Below are 21,203 nucleotides of genomic sequence, written 5' to 3' on the forward strand. Positions count from 1 at the left end.
ATGGGTCATCATGCATCAGATCCTAATAAAATAGTAAATGTTACCATTGACGGCATTCCTGTATCATGCCCTGAAACCACCCTTATCCTGGATGCCGCTAAGCTGATTGGCATAGACATCCCAGTTTTATGCTACCATCCTGACCTTAAAGTACGCGCTACCTGTCGGGTATGCGTAGTTGAGGTTAAGGGTCAGAGAAAACTTAAGACAGCCTGCGGTAATGAAGTGTGGGACGGTGCGGAATTTATCACCAACAGCCCAGCTGTCCGTCAAGCCAGAAAAGATGTACTTGAGCTTATCCTGGCTGAGCATCCGCAGGATTGCTTACAATGCGTAAGAAGTACAAACTGCGAATTGCAAAAATTAGCTCGCGATTTTGGCATTAGTAAACCACTGTTTAAGAATGAGCCTAAAGCGTTACCAATTGAAGATTCCAACGGCGCAATTGTTCGTGACATGGCTAAGTGTGTAAAATGCGGGCGTTGTGTAGAAATGTGCCAAGAGGTACAGACCGTTGGTGCTATTAATACAGCCCACCGTTCCATTGAATATGAAGTAACTACTGCGTTTAATCGGCCATTGCAAGATACCACTTGTGTATATTGCGGACAATGTATTTCTGTTTGCCCAGTAGGCGCATTATATGAGAAAGATGAAACAGAAAAAGTATGGCAAGCTCTTGGTAATCAGGAGAAGCATGTAGTTGTTCAAGTAGCTCCGGCCGTAAGGGTAGCTTTAGGCGAAGAGTTTGGTATGGACCCTGGCAGTATTACTACCGGGAAAATGGTAGCCGCTCTACGGCGGTTAGGATTTGACAAGGTATTTGATACTGACTTCTCTGCAGACGTAACCATTATGGAAGAAGGCAGCGAACTGTTAGAGAGAATGAGCCAGGGTGGTGTCTTGCCACTCATTACCTCCTGCAGCCCAGGGTGGGTTAACTTTGTTGAAGGCTTCTACCCTGAACTGTTGCCAAATGTATCGACCTGCAAATCACCGCAGCAAATGTTTGGTGCATTAGTCAAAACCTACTACCCACAAAAAGCTGGCATTGATGCGAGTAAAATAGTTTCTGTATCGATCATGCCATGTGTGGCCAAAAAACGGGAAAGCGCCCGTCCTGAAATGAATGACAGCGGCTATCGCGATGTTGACGTTGTGTTGACTACTCGCGAATTGGCGCGGATGATAAAACAATCAGGTTTTGATTTTACTAAGCTTGATAATGAAGAGTTTGATGACCCGATGGGTATTTCCACCGGTGCAGCTGTAATCTTCGGAACGTCCGGTGGCGTAATGGAAGCTGCCCTGCGTACGGTGTACGAAGTTGTTACAGGCAAAGAACTTGCCAATGTTGAGTTTAAAGATATCCGCGGCTTAACAGGCATAAAAGAAGCAGAAGTAGACCTTGATGGTACAAAAGTCAAAGTTGCTATTGCTAACGGCCTGAAGAATGCGCGTGTTATCCTTGATAAAATCAAAGCAGGCGAGTGTGACTATCAATTTGTAGAAATTATGTGCTGTCCTGGCGGCTGTATTGGTGGCGGCGGTCAACCTTGGGGTACTACCACAGCTACAAAGGAAGCACGTATGGCTGGTCTTTATCAGGCAGACAGCGACAAAGCAATTCGCCAGTCGCATAAGAATCCGGCAGTTAAAGCATTATATGACGAGTTCCTGGGCAAACCACTTGGTCACAAATCCCATGAACTGCTTCATACCCATTATCATCCCCGGGACAACTGCAAATGAAGATAGCTTAAATAGCAAGCTATCTAAAAAAGTTCAGCCCCTGATTTAATTCAATAATCAAGGGGGAAAAAACATGAGAAGTATTCGATCGATTTTTGTTTTACTGACCATTATTGTGTTGGTGATAACATCAGGAATCCTAACAGTTGTAAACTATACAAAAACCCAGGCCGTAATTATTCAAGGCGTAGAACAAAGTCTAACAGATACAACAAAGGTCGCGGCAAATGAGATTAGTTTTTGGCTGCAAATACGAAAGGCTGAGATGGAGGCCATAGCAAATTCTCCAGTAGTAACAGGCGGTGATAAGCAAGCTATTATCACGTATTTATTATTGGAAAGCAAACGTATGCCGTTATATAGTAGTTTCTGGGTATCTGATTCCAAGGGAACATGGTATTCACCTTCAGGAACTTCGGGAAGCATTAGTGAACGGGCTTATTTTAAAGATTTGATAGCAACAGGTAAGACGGTTATCTCAGATCCCTTAATTGGTAAAGCCGATGGGAAAATGGCTGTTGTAGTCGCAGTTCCAATAATGAACAATGGTCAGCTAGTTGGAATATTGGGTGGTAATGTAAAAATAGATGAATTAATTCAAGTTGTATCATCCATCCAAATTGGACAGTCAGGATATGCGACCTTATATCAAATTGACGGTACCGTTGTAGCAGATAAAGATGAAAAGAAAATTTTGAAGTATAATGCGTTCCAGGATGAGGGGAGTTCTCTTGCTGGTATTATGCGAAAAGTTCAAAATGCTGAAACAGGAATTCAAGCTATTAAAGAAAATGATAGGGATGAATATGTTGCATATACACCTTTAAAAGGTGTAAAGTGGGCTATTGTTTCTACGGCATTTACAGATGAATTTAAAGGACCGTTGCGTTCAATAGGACTGTGGTCAACTTCTTCTGCAGTGGGAATGGTAATTCTGGCGGCATTCATTGTTGCCTTATTAACACGGCGAATCATAAAACCACTAGATAAATTACAAGGTGTTGCTGAGAGAATCGCACATGGAGACTGCACCACTACAATTGATGTTCATGAGAAAAATGAAATTGGGAATCTGGCTAATTCTTTCAGGGAAATGACAGTTAATATTCAAAAACTGATTGGACATATTAGGAATTCGTCGCTGCAGGTGGCATCATCATCAGAACAACTCACTACAAGTGCGGAACAATCCGCTCAAGCGGCCAGTCAGGTTGCCGGGGTTATAAATGAGGTAGCTCAAGGGGCGGAGATACAAGCAAGAGCCGTGAATAAGGCAAACGATGTGGTAGAAAGAATGTTGTCCAGTATCCAGCAGGTGACGGGAAGCGCGAAAGATGTTGCTACTGTTGCTGATCAGGCTACTAATGCAGCCCAAGAAGGTGACAGGGCAGTACATACGACTGTAAGTCAAATGAAACAAATCGAGGTTGCCGTAGAAAATGCCGCTCAGGTAGTTGGCAAATTAGGAACGCGATCAACAGAAATCGGACAGATCGTTGATGCTATTTCCGGTATTGCAGGGCAGACCAACTTATTAGCACTTAATGCTGCTATTGAAGCCGCTCGCGCAGGTGAGCAAGGCAGAGGTTTTGCTGTAGTTGCCGAAGAGGTAAGAAAACTGGCAGAACAATCACAAAATGCCGCTAAACAAATCGCACAGTTAATTGGAGAAATACAGGAAGATACCGGTAAAGCCATTTCATCCATGGATGCAGGTACTCACGAGGTGAAGGTGGGAGCTGAAGTTGTCAATTCGGCAGGACAGGCATTTAGGGAGATTGTCAGACTAATTGATCAGGTATCGTTACAAGTTCATGGAATTACCGCAGCTGTAGACCAGATGGCAAAAGGAAGCCAGGAATTAGTTTCGGCTGTGCAAGATATTGAAAAAATTAGTGGAGAAACGTTAGGGCAGACACAAAGTGTCTCAGCTGCAACTCAGGAACAATCGGCCTCGATGGAAGAGATAGCTGCTTCTAGCCAAGCATTAGCACGAATGGCAGAGGCGTTGCAGAAGAATGTCGAACAGTTTAAGGTATAAAACGATGGTGAAGTATTGATGATTTTTTGCATCACTTAGGCGATAATTTTCATCAGGGGAAAGTGCCATTTTTCCGGCAATTTCCGTGCTTGTGATGAAGAGTTTCATCAACAGACAAAAAGGGTGATTTTACCTAACATTCAATTGCTGATTTTACATTGGCATAATTATTGCAATAGTATGTTAGGTATGTTCATAAGATTATTATATAAAAGGGGATGGATTTCTATGCAGTTTCAACTTACAGAGGAACAAAAGACCATGCAAAAGTTAGTCCGTGATTTTGCTGAAAAAGAAGTGGCACCAGGGGCAGCCGAGCGTGATGAAAAGGAAGAATTTTCTCGGGAGATTGCCGATGCAATGGGAGAAATGGGTTTTGCCGGTATTTGTTTTCCTGAAAAATATGGCGGTGCTGATGCCGATGTTCTAAGCTACATTTTAGCTGTGGAAGAGCTCTCTCGGGCTGATGCTGGAGTAGGTATTACCTTATCTGCTACTGTTTCGTTATGTGCTTGGCCTATCTTTAATTTTGGAACTGAAGAACAAAAGCAAAAATACCTTGTTCCGCTAACAGAAGGTACAAAACAAGGAGCCTTTGGTCTAACTGAACCTAATGCTGGGACAGATGCAGCATCGCAACAAACTGTAGCAGTTTTAGATGGTGATAACTATGTTATAAATGGCAGCAAGATATTTATCACTAATGCTGGTGAAGCCGAGGTATATGTTGTGTTTGCTATGACTGACAAATCCAAGGGTGTTAAAGGAATCACAGCATTTATTTTGGAAAAAGGCATGCCGGGCTTCACTTTTGGTAAAAAAGAGCATAAAATGGGCATTCATTCTTCCATGACGAATGAATTGATATTCCAAGATGTAAAAGTGCCGAAGGAAAACATGCTGGGTAAAGAGGGCCAAGGGTTTAAAATCGCTATGGCTACTCTTGATGGCGGACGTATCGGAGTTGCAGCCCAAGCGTTGGGGATAGCTCAGGCAGCACTTGAAAATGCCGTAAAGTACTCCAAGGAACGTGTACAATTTGGCAAATCTATCGCTGCTAACCAGGCGATCGGTTTTATGCTGGCCGATATGGCAACAAAAGTTGATGCTGCTCGTATGCTGGTTTATCGTGCCGCATCTTTTAAAGATCAAGGTTTGCCATATTCTAAAGAAGCTGCCATGGCTAAGATGTATGCTTCCGATATTGCTATGGAAGTTTCGACAGATGCAGTACAGATTTTCGGCGGCTATGGCTACAGTCGGGAATATCCAGTAGAGCGTCTGATGCGCGATGCTAAGATTACTCAGATCTATGAAGGAACTAATCAAGTTCAACGCATGGTCATCTCCGGCAGCTTGCTGAGGTAGAAATAGGAGGGTCTAAGGAATGGAAATAGTTGTTTGTGTCAAGCAAGTGCCTGACACCACAGAAGTTAAAATTGATCCAGTTACAAATACACTTATTCGCCAAGGAGTACCGAGTATAGTTAACCCTTTTGATAAAAATGCTGTCGAAGCAGCGCTGCAGTTAAAAGAAAAACATGGTGGAAAAGTGACTGTTATTAGCATGGGGCCGCCTCAAGCTAAAGACGCGCTGAAAGAATGTCTGGCCATGGGTGCCGATGAGGCACTCCTAATTAGTGACAGGGCTTTTGGTGGGGCCGATACCTTAGCCACTAGCTATACGATAGCCTGTGCTATTAAAAAACTGGGTAATGTGGATATGATTATCTGCGGCAAACAGGCTATCGACGGTGATACTGCTCAAGTGGGTCCAGAGATTGCTGAACATCTTGACTTGGCACAGGTGACCTGTGTCTCGAAAATTGAGGTGGAAGGCAATTCTATCAAGGTTGAACGGGAACATGAAGAAGGTTATGAGATAATTGAAACGCAGACTCCTGTATTACTTACTGTGCTTAAGTCAATTAACGAGCCTCGATTCCCGACAATTAAAGGTACAATGAAAGCTAATCGTAAAGAAATTTCTACCTGGACTGCTGGTGATATGGATGTTAATCCCGAGCAGCTTGGGCTTAAAGGGTCGCCGACTCAAGTACGTCGTATCTTCACACCGCAACAGCGGGTACAAGGCGAGATCATCAAGGCTGATTCGGCGCGAGAAGCAGCGTCCAAACTTGCTAGTAAATTATTAGAAGCAAAGATTGTGTAACGGAGGCATTAACATGGCGGTAATAATTAATAAAGAAGAATGCGTTGGCTGCAGTGCATGTATAAATACCTGTCCCTTTGGCGCGATGGTTATGGAGGCTGACAAGGCCTGCATTACCGACGCGTGCACAGTGTGTGGAGCATGTGTTGATGCATGTCCTGTAGGTGCAATCACTAAAGAAATTGAAAAAAGTTCGGTAAAAATAGATAAAGATTCCTATAAAGATGTGTGGGTATTCATTGAGCAGGTTGAAGGACAAATCAGAAATGTAAGTCATGAGTTGTTGGGTGAAGGCCGGAAATTGGCTGATGCAAAAGGACAGAAACTAGCGGGTGTAATAATTGGCGATGGAGTAGAATCGTTCGCTAAAGAAGTATTTGCTAGCGGTGCGGACAAGGTATATTTAATTGAAGGGCCTGAGTTTAAAAACTATAGTACTGATGGCTACACGGCAGTACTTACCGATTTGATTAATACTTACAAACCGTCGGTAATTCTCATTGGAGCGACAAATGACGGCCGAGATCTTGGTCCGAGAGTTGCCTGTCGAGTTGGTACGGGTCTGACAGCTGACTGTACCAACCTTGGAATAGATGAGCAAACTGGGCTTGTGGCATGGACTCGCCCGGCCTTTGGCGGTAATATTATGGCTACTATACTGTGTCCTGAGCATCGTCCGCAGATGGGGACTGTAAGGCCGAAAGTATTTAAACGTCCTGAACAAGATTTTTCACGTACTGGCGAAATAGTGCGGGTAGCAAGTAAGATAAAAAGCCAAGATATTCGTACCAAACTCGTCGATCTTGTAAAGGTTTGTACAACCTCTTGCAACTTGGAAGAAGCCGAAATTATTGTTTCTGGTGGACGGGGAATGTGCAAGCCAGAAAACTTTGCATTAATTGAAGGACTGGCTGATGTGCTGGGCGGTGTTGTCGGGGCATCAAGGGCAGTTGTAGATGCTGGTTGGAAGCCGCATTTCCATCAGGTAGGACAAACCGGGAAAACTGTTGGTCCCAAAGTGTATTTTGCTTGTGGCATTTCTGGGGCTATTCAACATGTTGCCGGCATGTCGTCGTCAGATGTGGTTATTGCCATCAATAAAGATGCTGATGCGCCAATCTTTAAAGTTGCAGATTACGGTATAGTTGGCGATGTAATGGAAGTATTGCCTGCTCTGATTGAAGAATTCAAAAAAGCAAAGGCATGCTAGCTTTTTAAATTAGGAAACGTTTGGGAGGTGTCAAGATTGACTACATATAATAACGTACTGTATCAAATTGACAATGGGATTGGGACGATTACGTTAAACAGGCCGAAAGCGTTAAATGCCTTAAACTCTGAGCTCCTGAAGGAATTGGATAGTCTTTTGGATGAGATTGTGCAAGATGATAGTGTTAAAGTAGTAATAATTACCGGAAGCGGTGATAAGGCATTTGTGGCGGGAGCCGATATTTCGGAAATGCAAAGTATGTCTGCAATGGCTGGGCGGACTTTTGGAAAATATGGACAGGCTATCTTCAGTAAACTGGAAAATATGCCGCAGCCTGTTATCGCAGCTGTCAATGGTTTTGCACTGGGTGGCGGTTGTGAACTGGCTATGGCATGCGACATTCGAATTGCTTCGGAAAAGGCTAAATTTGGTCAGCCAGAGGTGAGTTTAGGCATTGTTCCAGGGTTTGGCGGAACACAACGCTTGGCACGTTTGATTGGTAAAGGTCGAGCTAAAGAATTGCTGTATACTGCTGAGATAGTTGATGCACAAGAGGCTTATCGGCTCGGCCTAGTTAATAAAATCACACCTGCTGATGAATTGATTAGTGCAGCCAAAGCGTTGGCTGAAAAGATTTTATCGCGTGCGAATGTAGCTGTTCAGCTGTGTAAAGCGGCAGTAAATACTGGAATGGACATGGATTTGGAGTCAGGTATTGCCTATGAGGCGGAAGTTTTCGGATTGTGTTTTGCAACTGCCGATCAGAAAGAAGGCATGACCGCTTTTATTGGGAAGCGTAAGCCGGATTTTTCTGGGAGGTAATTTCGAATCTCAAAATTAGTGACATCATCTACTATGTACCAGAATATTGGCAAGAGGGCTAAATAGGTGCTGCTAAATCCATTGTTTGGTAATTGTCTCGGCTGATACGAGGTAGTATACTGACGGTAGGAGGTGGTAGTATGCTTCAAAATCAAGTAGTAACTGCCCGCCTTGCTCTTCTGGCTGATTCAATTTGCAGTAAATGTCCGATGAGTGAGGCTTGCGGTGAAGTTCCAATGTGTGGTGATATTCAGCTATTAAAAGAGGCCGAAGAACTCCTGGAAACTGACTGACATCTTTTGATAATTGCACCCGTATGGGTGCAATTTTTCTTTGCCCTAACAGAAAACTTTCTTTATGAAAAACTACCACTTAGGTGTGGGGGAAGAATATAGCACTACTTAAAAGGCTTGTTCAGGGTAGACCATCGTCCGCTCAGCGGGCAGTGGTCTTGACTCACAAAAAACAGGTGTCCACCTCATAGTAGACACCTGTTTTATACTTCTAATATTACTTCTGTGTATAGTATTCTGAAGCTTTTAGTTGATGAATTAACTTTTTCATAAATTCTTTCTTAATACCAGGAATCTTAGATTCTTCATATTTATAGAAACCTTCACCTGATTTAATGCCGAGCTTGCCCTCAGCGACTTTTTGTTTCAGAAGGTCATTGGCACCTTGACGATTGTCCATCTCTTTTAATAGATTATCGCCGACGATACTCCAGATATCAAGGCCTCCAAAATCAGCTACTTCTAACTGACCGGTGGTGGCATAACGGAAAGCAGGGCCGAATTTAAGTGCTTTATCAATATCAGCAGGTTCTGCGACGCCCATTTCGATAAGGGAGAAAACTTCGCGGGCAACACCCTGCTGAATGCGGTTAGCAACTAAACCGGGAACGTCTTTAAGAACTTTGACAGTTTGTTTTTTTGCGGTAGCAAATAAAGCTTCGACTTCTTTGTAAATATCTTCAGGCATATTGCCAAAACAGGAAAGTTCAACGACAGGCATTAAATGAGCAGGGTTGTACCAGTGATTGACAATCATATGTTTTTTGCGTTCTGGGGAAACCAGAGCCATCATGGCAGTTAGTTGAAGGCTGGAGGTATTACTGGCTAGAACTGTATGGTTAGGACAGAATTCATCTAGTTGAGTAAACAGTTTTTGTTTAAGCTCTAATATTTCTGGAGTAGCTTCAATAACATAATCTCTGTCCTTAACAGCTTGCTGTAAGTCACTATAAACTTTAATTCTATCTAGGGTGGCTTGAACAGCGTTAGGCTCAATGAAATGCTCTTCCGCTAAGAGGGCAAGTTCGTCCGCAATCTCAACGAGTGCCTTTTTTAGCTGGTTTTCGTAAGCATCATATAAGTTTACGTTATAGCCGTACATAGCGAAGGATAGGGCAATACCATGCCCCATAGTGCCTGCGCCGATAACACCAATATTTTTTATCATTTAGCTCACCTGCTTATTTCTTTTTTAGACCCAAGATTTCCCTGGCCTCATCGGGAGTGGCAATTTCTTTGTTGGCTTCTTTGACTACTCTGGCAGCACGTTCAACAAATTGTGCATTTGAAGTTGCTAATTGATTTTTGGCATAGTACACATTGTCTTCCATGCCTACGCGGATATGACCGTCCAGGGCAATGGTAGCTAACATAATAGGCACGTGTCCTTTACCGATACCAAAGGCTGACCAAGTCGATCCTTGTGGTAACAAGCTTTTAAGGTATACCAGATTCTCTACAGTGGCAGCAGTACCTCCTGCGGCTCCTAAAACAAACTGGAAGTGGGCTGGCTGCGCAATAACGCCCTTTTTCATATAGTAGAGCGAGTTGTATATCATGCCAGCATCGAAAACTTCGATTTCTGGTTTTACTCCGTTTTCAATCATGGTTTTACCAAGGTTTTCAAGGAACTGTGGTGGATTAAGGAATAAGCTACTGTGCATCCAGTTCATAGAACCAGCATCATAAGAAGCCATTTCAGGTTTAAGTTCAATAAAGTGGGCCATTCTAGTTTCATCAGTTGCAAGCAAATCTCCAGAGGTGGTCAAATTAAGGACAATGTCGCAATTGCTTCTAATAAGCTCGACCGTTTCACGAAATTTTTCTTTGGACATAGTGCCTTTGCCTTCATCGTCCCGCATGTGCAGATGGGCTACAGCGGCGCCTGCCTGCCAGCATTCATACACATCGTTAGCAATTTCCTTTGGCGTTAGAGGAATGTTAGGATTGTGCTTTTTGGTTGGGAAAGCACCTGTTGTTGCAACTGTGATAATTGTTTTTTCCATGATAATTCACCTCATAAATTATTTTAATTTTTCTACAATAGTAGCGGTGGGTGGCCGTGCAAGTGCAGCGGCGATAACGATTTCTTTTATGGCTGTTCTCCTTGTGGGGCGTTGAAAGGCTCGTTAAAAATACAATGCAATTTCTGTGCCAAAAGAAAAAGGCGGGAAATATCTCGATAGTTTACATTCTGATTTAGATTGGTTATCATTTGTTAATAATAACTAGTTAGCATCAGTTTTAGCGAATGGCGAATTAGGGGGGGATGACATTGAAAGATAGAATAGAAAGCAGTGAAGCTATCTTTTTGCAAGGATTAATAACAAAAATTGAAAAAAGTAATTTAGATACTGCATCTTGTCGAGAGATTATCGCCGGTTTACAGAAAGTCTTTAGTGAGCTTTCTACCCTTAGAGATATCGGTGATTATCTATATGATGGAATTTATATTACCGATGGTAAAGGCAAGACATTGTATGTGAACAAAGCATATACTAGAATCACCGGTATTCATTCTGCTGAAGTAGTAGGAAAGTATGTTGATGAGCTGCTGGCAGAGGGAGTTTACCTAAATGCGGTAACTCCGGAAGTAATTAAATGCAAAAAACAAGTAAATGCCATGGGGGAAAGTTTAAAGAACAGGACTAAAATGCTAATTACTGGAATACCGGTCTTGGATGCAAAGGGTAATGTAAAGAAAGTCGTGACTATTGATAGAGAAATTACGGAATTGATGCAAATGAAAGATGACCTAGATGCTTCGCAAAAAAAAATAAAAGCAGTGGAAAAAGACAAGGTAAAGAATGCCATGGAAGTGGAACATCTTAGAAAACTACAGTTGAATGAAAATATGATCGGAAAAAGTCTTGAGACCCAAAAAGTCATGAAGTTAATCCAGCAAGTTGCCGGTCTTGATGTTACGGTATTGATAACCGGGGAAACGGGTTCAGGCAAAGAGGTAGTGTCAACTGAAATATATGCAAATAGTGCTAGGAGAGATGGGCCTTACATAAAGGTTAATTGTGCGGCTATCCCCGCGAATCTTTTGGAAGCAGAGCTTTTTGGATATGCCAAGGGGGCATTTACTGGCGCGATTAGTTCCGGTAAAATTGGTCTATTCGAATTAGCTGATAAAGGGACAATCTTGCTTGATGAAATCGGGGACATGCCAATGGAATTGCAATCTAAACTGCTAAGGGTAATCCAACATAAAGAGATAACCCGTATTGGAGGAACTAAACCAATTAAGCTAGATGTGAGAATTCTGTCAGCAACAAATTGCTATTTAAAGGATCTTGTGAAGCAAGGGCGATTTCGAGAGGATTTGTACTACCGGCTAAACGTATTTCCTATTCATATTCCACCGCTGCGTTCGCGAAGGGAAGATATTGAAGTGTTAGCCCGGCATTTCCTCGGAGTCTATAATTCCAAATATGTAAAGAACGTAATAATAGATAAAATGGGATTTGAAATGTTGCAACAGTATTCGTGGCCCGGGAACATTCGCGAACTGCAAAATATACTTGAGAGACTGGTTATTATATCAGAACAGAGCGGAAACATCAGTAACGAACAATTAGGAGCTTTGTTAAATATAACCCCATCCTATATGTCCGAGCTTGTTGTAGAGGAAATGGGGCTAAAAGAAATCGTTAACAATATTGAGAAAAAAACAATCGAGAGGGTATTGGCTCAATGTGGGAGTACGAGAAAAGCCGCTCAAATTTTAAAGATTGACCAATCGACCATCGTAAAAAAAGCTAAGCGGCTTGGAATTGGATTGAAAGATGAAAAGATGCATCATTAGTGATGCATCTTTTCATCTTTCAAAAATAGCTGTTGCAGCAAGGTAAGAGCTGAGCTTGTTAAATAAGATTGATGACAAATATCATCAAAGAAATTGAATGGACTGAATTTTATAACAACCCAATGGCGATTTGAGTATTGGCACGATTATTGCTTATTAAATTGAGCGTGGGCGTTGATGGCTAAAGTGTAATATGAAAGAAATGGATGTGTGAAAATGATAAATCGCGTGCTCATGTTCTTTGTAAATTTGATGCAAAAATATTTACCGGATCCGTTTACAATTGTATGGGTTATTACTTTGTTTGTAGGTGCAATGGCTGTATTTATAACCCATACGTCGCCTATGGCAGTTGTTGAGTACTGGGGTAAAGGCTTCTTTGATATCTTAGCTTTTGCTATGCAGATGTCACTAGTCTTAATAACTGGCTATGCCTTAGCCTCTGCGAAAGTTGTACGCCGGTTACTTCAGAAGATTGTATTGATACCGCGTACTCCGAAACAAACAATACTTTTTATTGGTCTTGTCTCAATGGGGCTTTATTATCTTAACTGGGGATTGGGTTTGATAGCAGGCGGTTTTCTAGCTCGGGAGGCTGCCAAACAACATACTGATACTGATTTCCGCGTGTTAGTAACCGCCGTGTTTTCCGGAATCATTATTACACATGGTGGGTTATCGGCTTCTGTGCCGTTAGTAATCAACACTAAAGGACATTTTCTGGAAGGGCAAATAGGGCTCGTTCCTTTAACTCAAACAATTTTTCATCCACAAGCTTTGTTTATTACGATTACTCTAGCAATTGTAATTCCTATTGTTTGTGTTCTAATGCTACCTAAAAAAGAAGATATAGTTATAGCTGATCCTACTTTGTTTGAAGATGAAACATTATTGGAAACAGCTGCTTCTACTGCTGAACTACAGTTGGCAGATAAAATGGACAACAGCCGTTTTCTCAACTACTCACTAGGATTAGCAGGGCTTGTTTATCTTATTGCTTACTTCCTGAAAAACGGGTTTAATCTTAACGTAAATATTTTAATTTTTATGTTTATTGTACTAGGAATATTGGCTCACGGCACCTTGGTTAATTATGCTAGGGCGATAAGCAAAGGCACTGCAACCGCCAGTGGGATCATTTTGCAATTCCCCTTTTATGCAGGAATTATGGGGATTATGCACGGTAGCGGACTAGTTCACGTTATATCTAACTTGCTATTGAGTGTTGCTACCTATGATACTTTTGAAGTGGCATGTTATTTCTCTTCTCTTATCATTAGCATATTTGTTCCTTCGGCTGGTGGCCACTGGGTTGTTCAGGCACCATTTATGTTACCCGCTGCGGCAACTTTAGGTGTAGAGCCATGGAAAGTAGCTATGGGCGTGGCATGGGGTGAGAGCATTTGGAATATTGTTTGTCCGTTCTGGGCTTTACCATTGCTAGCCATTGCAAACATGAATATTCGAGACTTGATGGGATTTTCCGTTCTATTATTCATCATTGGAAATATAGTTGCGATAACAGGTATCTTTTTAATACCTCATTAAAAGGATACCTGATCGGATATAAAGTTGAGTTCGATAAGATCAAAATAGAAGATCCTCCAATTGGAGGATCTTCTATTTACCACATAGCTAAAATGAGTTAGTAACAGAAAGGAACTACACTATATGACAGACAAAGAACTTCTAAACTACTTTCAGTATGTAGCTCCCATGTTAACAGAGTTGTTGCCAAATGATTATTGTGTTGCCGTAACTGATAAGGAAAAGTATTTGTTGGCAAAACCAAGTAAAAAAATTAATTTAAATATTTCTCCGGGTACATTGTTAAAGTCTGGAACATCCGTGTTTATGGCAATGGCAGAAAAACGTAGAATTATTGTTAAGGGTGATAAATCACTTTTTGGCATCCCGTATATTGCTTATGCTCATCCAATTCTAAATGAAGTAGATGAGGTCATTGGGTGCATATCTGTGGCAGAACCGGTCGACCGACAAGAAAGTTTAAAAGAAATGGCTGATAACTTGTCCAGTAGTATTAGTGTGTTGGCGAGTACTTCTGAAGAAATATCAGCCCAAGCACAAGAAATTGCAGCGATTGGTAATAAGTCTGCGCAAAGAGTGGCTGACTCAATGACCTATGTTAGCGAAACTGAGAAAGTATTAGAACTAATAAAAAACATATCAACACAAACCAATCTTCTAGGTCTAAATGCTGCAATTGAGGCGGCTAGATTAGGCGAACAAGGACGGACCTTTGCTGTAGTTGCTTCGGAAATCCGGAATCTTGCGACTTCTTGTGGAGAGTCAGTAAAGAAGGTTGATACAGTGGTTAAGATGATACAAGTCGGCAGTGAGGAAAACTATCGTCAAGTTATCAATATTGAAAACATGATTGGGCAGGTAGCAGCAGCTATAACTGAAGTGGCTAGGGAAGTCGAACGGGTCAATTTGATGGCTGAAGAACTTGATCAGATGGCGGAAAGGTTATTTCAGGAGTAGTAGCTGTTGCTCAATTTTGGTAATGCGATATCAAAAACTAAAAGCACGATTTGTCGTGAACGCGGACAAATCGTGCTTTTGATTTAGTGTCTGACGTTATGGGTGCTAATGCTGCTTTAGATATGCGTTGCCAATGGCATCAGCTGCTATAATGGCGGCATATACAGCATCGGCAGTAACAGTAAACGGCTGGTTATGAATAGTTTCGCCAGGGACACAAGTTGCTTCGGCTACTTGGCGGATTTTATCAGGTGTCACATGGGCGACGCCAATTTCTTTAAGGGTAATTGGCAGACCAACCGATTTACAGAAGCCTAGTACTTTCTCAAGTTCGGCTGTTGTACGATTTTCGAGAACTAATTGAACAAGTGTGCCAAAAGAAACTTTTTCACCATGGTAGGCATGGTGGGTTTCTGCTAATACGGTTAAGCCATTGTGAACAGCATGTGCGGCTGCGAGGCCGGAACTTTCAAAGCCAAGACCGCTTAATAGTGTATTGGCTTCTACTACTTTTTCCACGGCTTCAGTGGCGACACCTTGTTCCAGTGCTAATTTGGCGTGTAAACCGTATTCCATTAAAATATCGTAACAAAGTTTTGCCAGACATAGTGCGGCTGAAGTGGATAGCCCGCCGGGAAGATTACCGGCAAAGGCTTTGGCACAGGCATCAGCTTCAAACCAGGTAGCCAGCGCATCGCCCATACCGGATACAAACAACCGTGCAGGAGCTTGGGCAATGATGGCAGTATCTACAAGGACTAAATCAGGATTTTTCGGTAACACCAGATAAGAATCAAAAACTCCCTCTGGAGAGTAAATGACAGATAAAGCACTACAAGGAGCATCGGTAGCTGCTATTGTTGGCACAATGGCAACCGGAATTTTAGCAGAATGAGCGGCTGCTTTGGCGGTATCAAGGGCTTTGCCACCGCCTACGCCAATAATAATATTTATATTGTTTTGTTTAACGATAGCAACGATTCGGTCAATTTCAGGGCGTGAACATTCTCCGCCAAAGTTCTCAATAACATAGTCCACCTGGTGTTCCTTAAAGCTGGCTTCCAGCTGGCTTTTGATTGCATCAAGGCCGCGGTTGCCACCAAGGACTAAAGCTTTTGTTGCCAGGCTGGCGACATGTTTGCCAATGTCGTTAAGTGCACCAGCGCCTTGCACATAACGGCTTGGAGAAATCATAATTTTATTCATGTGAAACCCCTCCCTTGCAGCCTATAAAAGGCTATATACTACTTCTTAAGCAATTTGTCATTTTAGAGTGATTACCTGCTTGTAAAATTGCTATAATAAGGTACATTTTTGCTTTAGTTGAGTTCGTTGCTATCGCTAAAAGCAATCATTCGTGCAAAGTCTGTAGGCAGTGGGGCAGTAACGGTCACTGACTGTTTATTGCCTAAATGATCAAAGCTTACTGATGCGGCATGTAATGCTTGTCTAGAGATGAGCGGGGAGCGTACTCCATACATTTTGTCGCCAAGAATAGGATAACCAAGATGAGCTAAGTGTACTCGGATTTGATGGGTTCGGCCAGTATCGAGTGTAAGCTCTAGCAACGATGTATCTGAAAAACTGCGGATAGTTTGGTAATGTGTAATGGCTACCTCGCCTTGCGGGTTTATGGCGCGGCGATTAGGTAAACGTGGGTGTGGGCCGATAGGGGCGTCAATGGTTCCGGACGGCGGTTCAACTGTACCATTGACTAATGCTTGGTAGCGGCGTTTGAGTGTTCTGTCTTTCAATTGCTGTTCAAGCAGAGTCTGGCTACGCGCATCTTTAGCGAAGATCACACAGCCTGATGTTTCCCGGTCTAACCGATGCACAGCACGAACCGTGCTTACTACGCCTTGCTCAGCTAAATGATAAGCCAAATGATTGGCTAAGGTGCCGCTTGTTGTTTGGCCTGTAGGATGGACAAGCTGGTAGGGTGGCTTATTTAAGACAAGCAGATAGGCATCTTCATAAAGAATTTCAATAATACCTGGTTCAGGCTGAACGCCATAAGATTCATCTTCCAAAACCAGGACACGTAAGCTGTCATTTGCCTTAAGTTGTCTTTGCAGAAAAACAGGTTTGCCATTTAGAAAGATGCCTTTTTGGCGAGTTAACTTTTGTATTTTTCTCCCAGATTGATGGAGGATTTGCTTCAGATAGTTTTCGACAGTTAGCCCAGCTTGTTCAGAGGGGATTTTATAGGTCTGAAAAGATTTCATAAAGGCAACCTTCTTTCCTGATTGGTCTCATTTATGAACTTAATATAAATGAAAAATATCCATTTGGCAAATTTTGCGAGGGCACGAGGCTTCGATTATGGATTATAATTAAATGAAATAATTTTAGTTGTTTAATAAATAATTGTTTCTAAAGAGGAAAGGAAGAACAATATGACATTGGCGGCGCAATTGCTGAATTGGTATTGCCAAAGTGCCAGAGAATTGCCTTGGCGTAAAGATAAAGATGCTTATAAGATATGGGTTTCAGAAATTATGCTTCAGCAAACACGGGTTGAGGCGGTAAAGGATTACTATACGCGGTGGATAAAACGGTTTCCTACCACGGCGGTTTTGGCGGAGGCTTCAGAACAAGAAGTGCTTAACTATTGGCAGGGGTTAGGCTATTATAGTCGGGCTCGTAACTTGTTAGCAGGTGTTAGAGAGGTATGTGCGGCTTATGGAGGAAAAGTACCAGATGACCAAGCTGCAATACAGAGTTTGCCGGGCGTGGGTGAATATACGGCAGGTGCGATTGCTAGTATTGCTTATAACCGCCCGGTGCCGGCTATTGATGGTAATGTCCTTCGGATTTTCAGCCGTCTGTTTTGCTTGGAGGGAGACATTACCAAGCAGGCAACCAAACAGGAGGTAAAGCGACTGGTATGTACGCACATGCCTATTCAGTATCCAGGCGATTTTAATCAGGCATTAATGGATTTAGGAGCGATGGTGTGTATTCCCGGACGGCCTCGGTGTGAGATCTGTCCGGTAGCCAATCTGTGTGAAGCTTATGTGCGCGAGGTACAAGATACCTTGCCAGTGCGGCCAACTAAAAAGGTACCACTTCTGGTCAGACTTGCGGCAGGATTAGTATGTAAGGAGGGTAGCTACTTGGTGCATCAGCGGCCAGCAACAGGGATGTTGGCCAGGATGTGGGAGTTTCCTACGGTGGAATTGGTTGAGGGTGAAGGTGCTGTTGAACGTTTGCAGGCCGGGTTAGCGCGAGACTTCAGGCAGGATGTACGTGTTGGAGAAAGTGCATTTCATTATATTCATACTTTTAGTCATCGTAAATGGGATATTTCCTTTTATCAGTGTGAGTGGCTAGCCGGTGATAAGTTACCAACGGCTGCTTGCTGGCTGAGTTCATTAGAATTATCGAGTGTGCCTTGGGCGGGGCCGCATCATAAGGTTGTTCTGGCCCACAAAAACACTCCCAACCTGTGAGGTTGGGAGTGTTTTTAGTAGGTTATATCGTTACTTTTTGGCAACATTTTCCTGGGAACTGACTAATGAAGATTTTTTATCACTTTTCTTAGGGCCGCGGCCAGGTTTCTTATCACCCATACCCATCACCTCCAAAATCATTTAGGAGGTAGGATGCCCCTAAAATAGTGAAGTTATTCGCTATGGCAACATCCAATGTAATACAGTTGACTGGAGATAAGTTAGAATGCCTATGAGAATAATCATGGCAATACTACTGGGTAGCGCGAAACGAAAGATGGTTGATTCTTGTCCTACCAAGCCAGTAGCAGCAGTAGCAACCGAAATACTTTGCGGAGAAATCATCTTACCGCAAACACCGCCAGACGAGTTGGAAGCTACAATAAGGTTAGGGTCAATACCAATCTGCTGGGCTGCTGTCTTCTGCATTGAGCCAAATAAAGCATTGGCCGAAGTGTCTGAACCGGTAAGAAGCACTCCCAGCCAGCCGAGAAATGGTGCAAAGAATGGGTAAGCCGAGCCGGTGGCAGTAAATGCTAGACCTAATGTTGAACTCATGCCAGAGTAGTTCATAATATAGGCTAAACCAAGAATCATGGCAATGGTGAAAATTGGGTACATGAGCATTTTAATTGTTTTGAAGAAACATGAGGTTGCGCGTCCAGGGCCATAGTTAGGGATGATAAACAGCGACAAGATACCAGCAAGGAAGATAGCAGTTCCGGCGGCAGACAGGAAGTTGATGGTATAACTGGCTGCGTACGGAGTATTTTTCGCTACAACTGGAGCCGCTTTAATAACGAGATTGTGCAGGCCAGGCCAAGCAAAGAATGTCAAACCTAAAGAGTTTTCCCAACCTACCAGAATGTTCTTAAAGCCGAAAAATTTATCATCAGCCCACATGAAGACCAAGACGGCTAAAATAATGTAAGGAGCCCAAGCACGTATAACTTCTAGGCCGGAGTACTTTAATTGGACTTTTCCGTCAGCGGAGGGTATTTCGTCGGGGAAATGCCAGACTTTAGATGGTTTCCATAGCTTGAGGAAAATCAGCAGGCCAATGATAGTGACAGCGGCAGAGGTTATATCTGGCAAGTATACGCTGACATAGTTTGAAGTGAAAAACTGGGTACCGGCAAAACAGATACCTGCTACCAGGACTGCTGGTAGCACTTCCATAGCCCGTTTCCAGCCGCACATCAACACAACTACCCACAAGGGAACAATAAAAGAGAGGAAAGGTAGTTGACGACCAATAATTTTGCTCAGGGTCATTGGTTCGATACCGGAAACTTGTCCAAGTACGACTACCGGGATACCGATGGCACCAAAGGCAACTGGAGCGGTATTCGCAACAAGACATATACCGGCTGCATATACCGGGTTAAAGCCGAGACCTACTAACATGGCAGCCGTGATGGCCACCGGAGTACCGAAACCGGCTGTACCTTCAATAAACGAGCCGAAAGCAAAGGCAATAAAGATTGCTTGCAATCGGCGATCATCGGTGATGGAAGCAAGAGAATTCTTAATAATTTCAAATTCGCCAGACTCAACCGTCATATTATAGACCCAGATGGCGGTTATAACAATCCATATTATTGGGAAAATACCCACTAAGGCACCATTAAGAGTAGCACTAAATGCTAGGGCTGCTGGCATTTTAAAGACAATAATAGCCGTTACAATTGCTGAAAGTAGACCAAAAAAAGCGGCATTATGACCTTTTGAACGCTTGATACCTAGCATGTATAGTAAGATGAATAGTGGGATAGCGGCAATAAGTGCCGAGAGACCAATGTTTCCCAAAGGATTATAATCTTGAATCCATGTCATGTACACACACTCCTCTAATTATTTTGCCTTTATATAGTGACCCCACTGGTAGTAGATCCCCCCTTCAAGTTGTAATTTATAGGCAACAATGAACAGTAACAATACACTTCTGCAGAATATTAAGAAATATTAGACTAGTCATACCAAATTATGGCGTTAAAACCTGGTAATTGTAAATCAGGTATATACAGTAAAAATAACGTAAGAAATATCCTACTAATTTTGTAGGATATTTCTTACAATTCGTGGAAAATTTCACAACAAATATACAATAATGGGTTAATTTATCATTTTAGACAGCCTTCTGATGATTTCACAAAATTCGGATTTACTAATTAAGAAAATTATGATATTTTTATTAAACATGGTAGAATTTGCTGGCGTTACAAGAGTCGTAATGGCCGAATAAAAAACAACAGCTCGTAGTGTAAGGAGAAGAGTATGGATAAAATTCGTATTGCCATTGCTGATGACCATACTGTTTTACGATCTGGTCTTAAAGCAATGCTGAACTATCATCCCCGGTTTGAGGTCGTCGGTGAGGCCGGCAATGGCCTGGAAACTCTAGATATGTTGGAAAAGTGCCATCCCAATGTGCTCATTCTTGATTTAGCAATGCCGGTAATGGGTGGGGTTGAATGTATCAAGGAAATTCGCCATCGCGGTATTTCTTGCCGGATATTGGTCTTAACCATGTATGATGATGAGGAGTACGTCAAAGAAGTCATGCGGGCAGGAGCAGATGGATATATATTAAAGAGATCGGCAGACACTGAGCTTATTGAAGGCATTCTCAGAGTTCATTCTGGCAAGAAATTTCTGAATGAAAATCTGTCGGAAATATTGATGGAAAACCTTCTGCGGGCTTCGGACGAAGGTCCAGACCATCAAGATCCCTATATTCTTCTCAGCAGTCGCGAACGGGAAGTTATCCGGTACCTGGCCCGAGGATACACCAATGGTGAAATTGGTGAAAGGCTTTCACTCAGCCCCAAAACGATTGACACCTACCGCTCGCGCATTATGGATAAGCTAAAGGTACGCCGTAAATCGGAGCTTGTGAATTATGCGATAAAGTATAAACTAATTAATACATAAATTCCATTTTATGTATGTGCAACCTTTTTGTGAAATTTTTTGCAAACTGTAGGAATTTATCCCTCAGCATAGTGGGGATATTCCTACAGTTTTTTTACTGTTTTCGCCTGATTTACAGCAAGGCGGTTTCGAGGCAATAATAATAAACAGATCAGAGTTTTTAGGAATTTCAATATTTTCTGGGATTTCAGTATTTTCGATCTTTAGAAA

17 protein-coding genes are annotated in these 21,203 nt (G+C 42.5%); 12 read left to right on the forward strand and 5 right to left on the reverse strand.

Annotation, left to right across the window (positions count from 1 at the left end; genetic code table 11):
* From ACZ449_RS03325 to ACZ449_RS03355, 7 genes are all read left to right on the forward strand, one after another.
* The gene (locus ACZ449_RS03325) at positions 1–1,752 is read left to right on the forward strand and encodes an NADH-dependent [FeFe] hydrogenase, group A6 (protein WP_464259646.1); all 1,752 of its coding nucleotides are present in this window, start codon (positions 1–3) and stop codon (positions 1,750–1,752) included.
* Positions 1,753–1,825: 73 nt separating this feature from the next.
* Positions 1,826–3,793, forward strand: coding sequence for a methyl-accepting chemotaxis protein (locus ACZ449_RS03330; protein WP_464259647.1), 1,968 nt, complete (start codon positions 1,826–1,828; stop codon positions 3,791–3,793).
* Between the two features lie 228 nt (positions 3,794–4,021).
* On the forward strand, positions 4,022–5,161 hold the full coding sequence (locus tag ACZ449_RS03335; RefSeq protein WP_464259648.1) for an acyl-CoA dehydrogenase: 1,140 nt from the start codon (positions 4,022–4,024) through the stop codon (positions 5,159–5,161).
* A 19-nt stretch (positions 5,162–5,180) separates the two neighbouring features.
* Entirely contained in the window at positions 5,181–5,966 is a 786-nt protein-coding gene (locus ACZ449_RS03340) for an electron transfer flavoprotein subunit beta/FixA family protein (RefSeq protein WP_464259649.1), read from the forward strand.
* A 13-nt stretch (positions 5,967–5,979) separates the two neighbouring features.
* The gene (locus ACZ449_RS03345; protein ID WP_464259650.1) at positions 5,980–7,176 is read left to right on the forward strand and encodes an FAD-binding protein; all 1,197 of its coding nucleotides are present in this window, start codon (positions 5,980–5,982) and stop codon (positions 7,174–7,176) included.
* 36 nt (positions 7,177–7,212) lie between these two features.
* On the forward strand, positions 7,213–7,998 hold the full coding sequence (locus ACZ449_RS03350) for a short-chain-enoyl-CoA hydratase (RefSeq protein ID WP_464259651.1): 786 nt from the start codon (positions 7,213–7,215) through the stop codon (positions 7,996–7,998).
* A gap of 140 nt (positions 7,999–8,138) precedes the next feature.
* Positions 8,139–8,291, forward strand: coding sequence for a hypothetical protein (locus ACZ449_RS03355; protein ID WP_464259652.1), 153 nt, complete (start codon positions 8,139–8,141; stop codon positions 8,289–8,291).
* A 217-nt stretch (positions 8,292–8,508) separates the two neighbouring features.
* On the opposite strand, the gene ACZ449_RS03360 is transcribed toward ACZ449_RS03355, so the two are convergent.
* The gene (locus ACZ449_RS03360; protein ID WP_464259653.1) at positions 8,509–9,459 is read right to left on the reverse strand and encodes a 3-hydroxyacyl-CoA dehydrogenase family protein; all 951 of its coding nucleotides are present in this window, start codon (positions 9,457–9,459) and stop codon (positions 8,509–8,511) included.
* 13 nt (positions 9,460–9,472) lie between these two features.
* Positions 9,473–10,297, reverse strand: coding sequence for a beta-keto acid cleavage family enzyme (locus ACZ449_RS03365; protein ID WP_464259654.1), 825 nt, complete (start codon positions 10,295–10,297; stop codon positions 9,473–9,475).
* A gap of 269 nt (positions 10,298–10,566) precedes the next feature.
* Between ACZ449_RS03365 and ACZ449_RS03370 the strand changes: the two genes are divergently transcribed.
* The 3 genes from ACZ449_RS03370 to ACZ449_RS03380 all read left to right on the forward strand — a co-directional run bounded on the left by ACZ449_RS03370 (position 10,567) and on the right by ACZ449_RS03380 (position 14,607).
* A complete protein-coding gene (locus tag ACZ449_RS03370) occupies positions 10,567–12,102 on the forward strand; it encodes a sigma-54 interaction domain-containing protein (RefSeq protein ID WP_464259655.1) in 1,536 nt (511 codons plus the stop codon).
* A 216-nt stretch (positions 12,103–12,318) separates the two neighbouring features.
* Positions 12,319–13,650, forward strand: a complete 1,332-nt coding sequence (locus tag ACZ449_RS03375) for a short-chain fatty acid transporter (protein ID WP_464259656.1) — start codon at positions 12,319–12,321, stop codon at positions 13,648–13,650.
* Between the two features lie 123 nt (positions 13,651–13,773).
* The gene (locus ACZ449_RS03380; protein ID WP_464259657.1) at positions 13,774–14,607 is read left to right on the forward strand and encodes a methyl-accepting chemotaxis protein; all 834 of its coding nucleotides are present in this window, start codon (positions 13,774–13,776) and stop codon (positions 14,605–14,607) included.
* 105 nt (positions 14,608–14,712) lie between these two features.
* Here the strand turns inward: ACZ449_RS03380 and ACZ449_RS03385 are convergent, their stop codons facing one another.
* Complete coding sequence (locus ACZ449_RS03385; RefSeq protein ID WP_464259658.1) at positions 14,713–15,813, reverse strand: glycerol dehydrogenase; 1,101 nt, start codon at positions 15,811–15,813, stop codon at positions 14,713–14,715.
* 113 nt (positions 15,814–15,926) lie between these two features.
* A complete protein-coding gene (locus ACZ449_RS03390; RefSeq protein ID WP_464259659.1) occupies positions 15,927–16,832 on the reverse strand; it encodes an RluA family pseudouridine synthase in 906 nt (301 codons plus the stop codon).
* Between the two features lie 171 nt (positions 16,833–17,003).
* On the opposite strand from ACZ449_RS03390, the gene mutY reads away from it, so the two are divergent.
* Positions 17,004–18,059: an A/G-specific adenine glycosylase gene (mutY, locus tag ACZ449_RS03395; protein ID WP_464259660.1), complete on the forward strand. Its 1,056-nt coding sequence runs from the start codon at positions 17,004–17,006 to the stop codon at positions 18,057–18,059.
* A gap of 180 nt (positions 18,060–18,239) precedes the next feature.
* Here mutY and ACZ449_RS03400 read toward each other — a convergent pair whose 3' ends face one another.
* On the reverse strand, positions 18,240–19,895 hold the full coding sequence (locus ACZ449_RS03400; protein WP_464259661.1) for an L-lactate permease: 1,656 nt from the start codon (positions 19,893–19,895) through the stop codon (positions 18,240–18,242).
* Between the two features lie 441 nt (positions 19,896–20,336).
* Between ACZ449_RS03400 and ACZ449_RS03405 the strand changes: the two genes are divergently transcribed.
* Positions 20,337–20,993 (forward strand): response regulator, encoded by a 657-nt coding sequence (locus ACZ449_RS03405; protein WP_464259662.1) that lies wholly within the window; start codon positions 20,337–20,339, stop codon positions 20,991–20,993.
* Positions 20,994–21,203: the final 210 nt, after the last annotated feature.

This window comes from Desulfosporomusa polytropa, assembly GCF_055380075.1.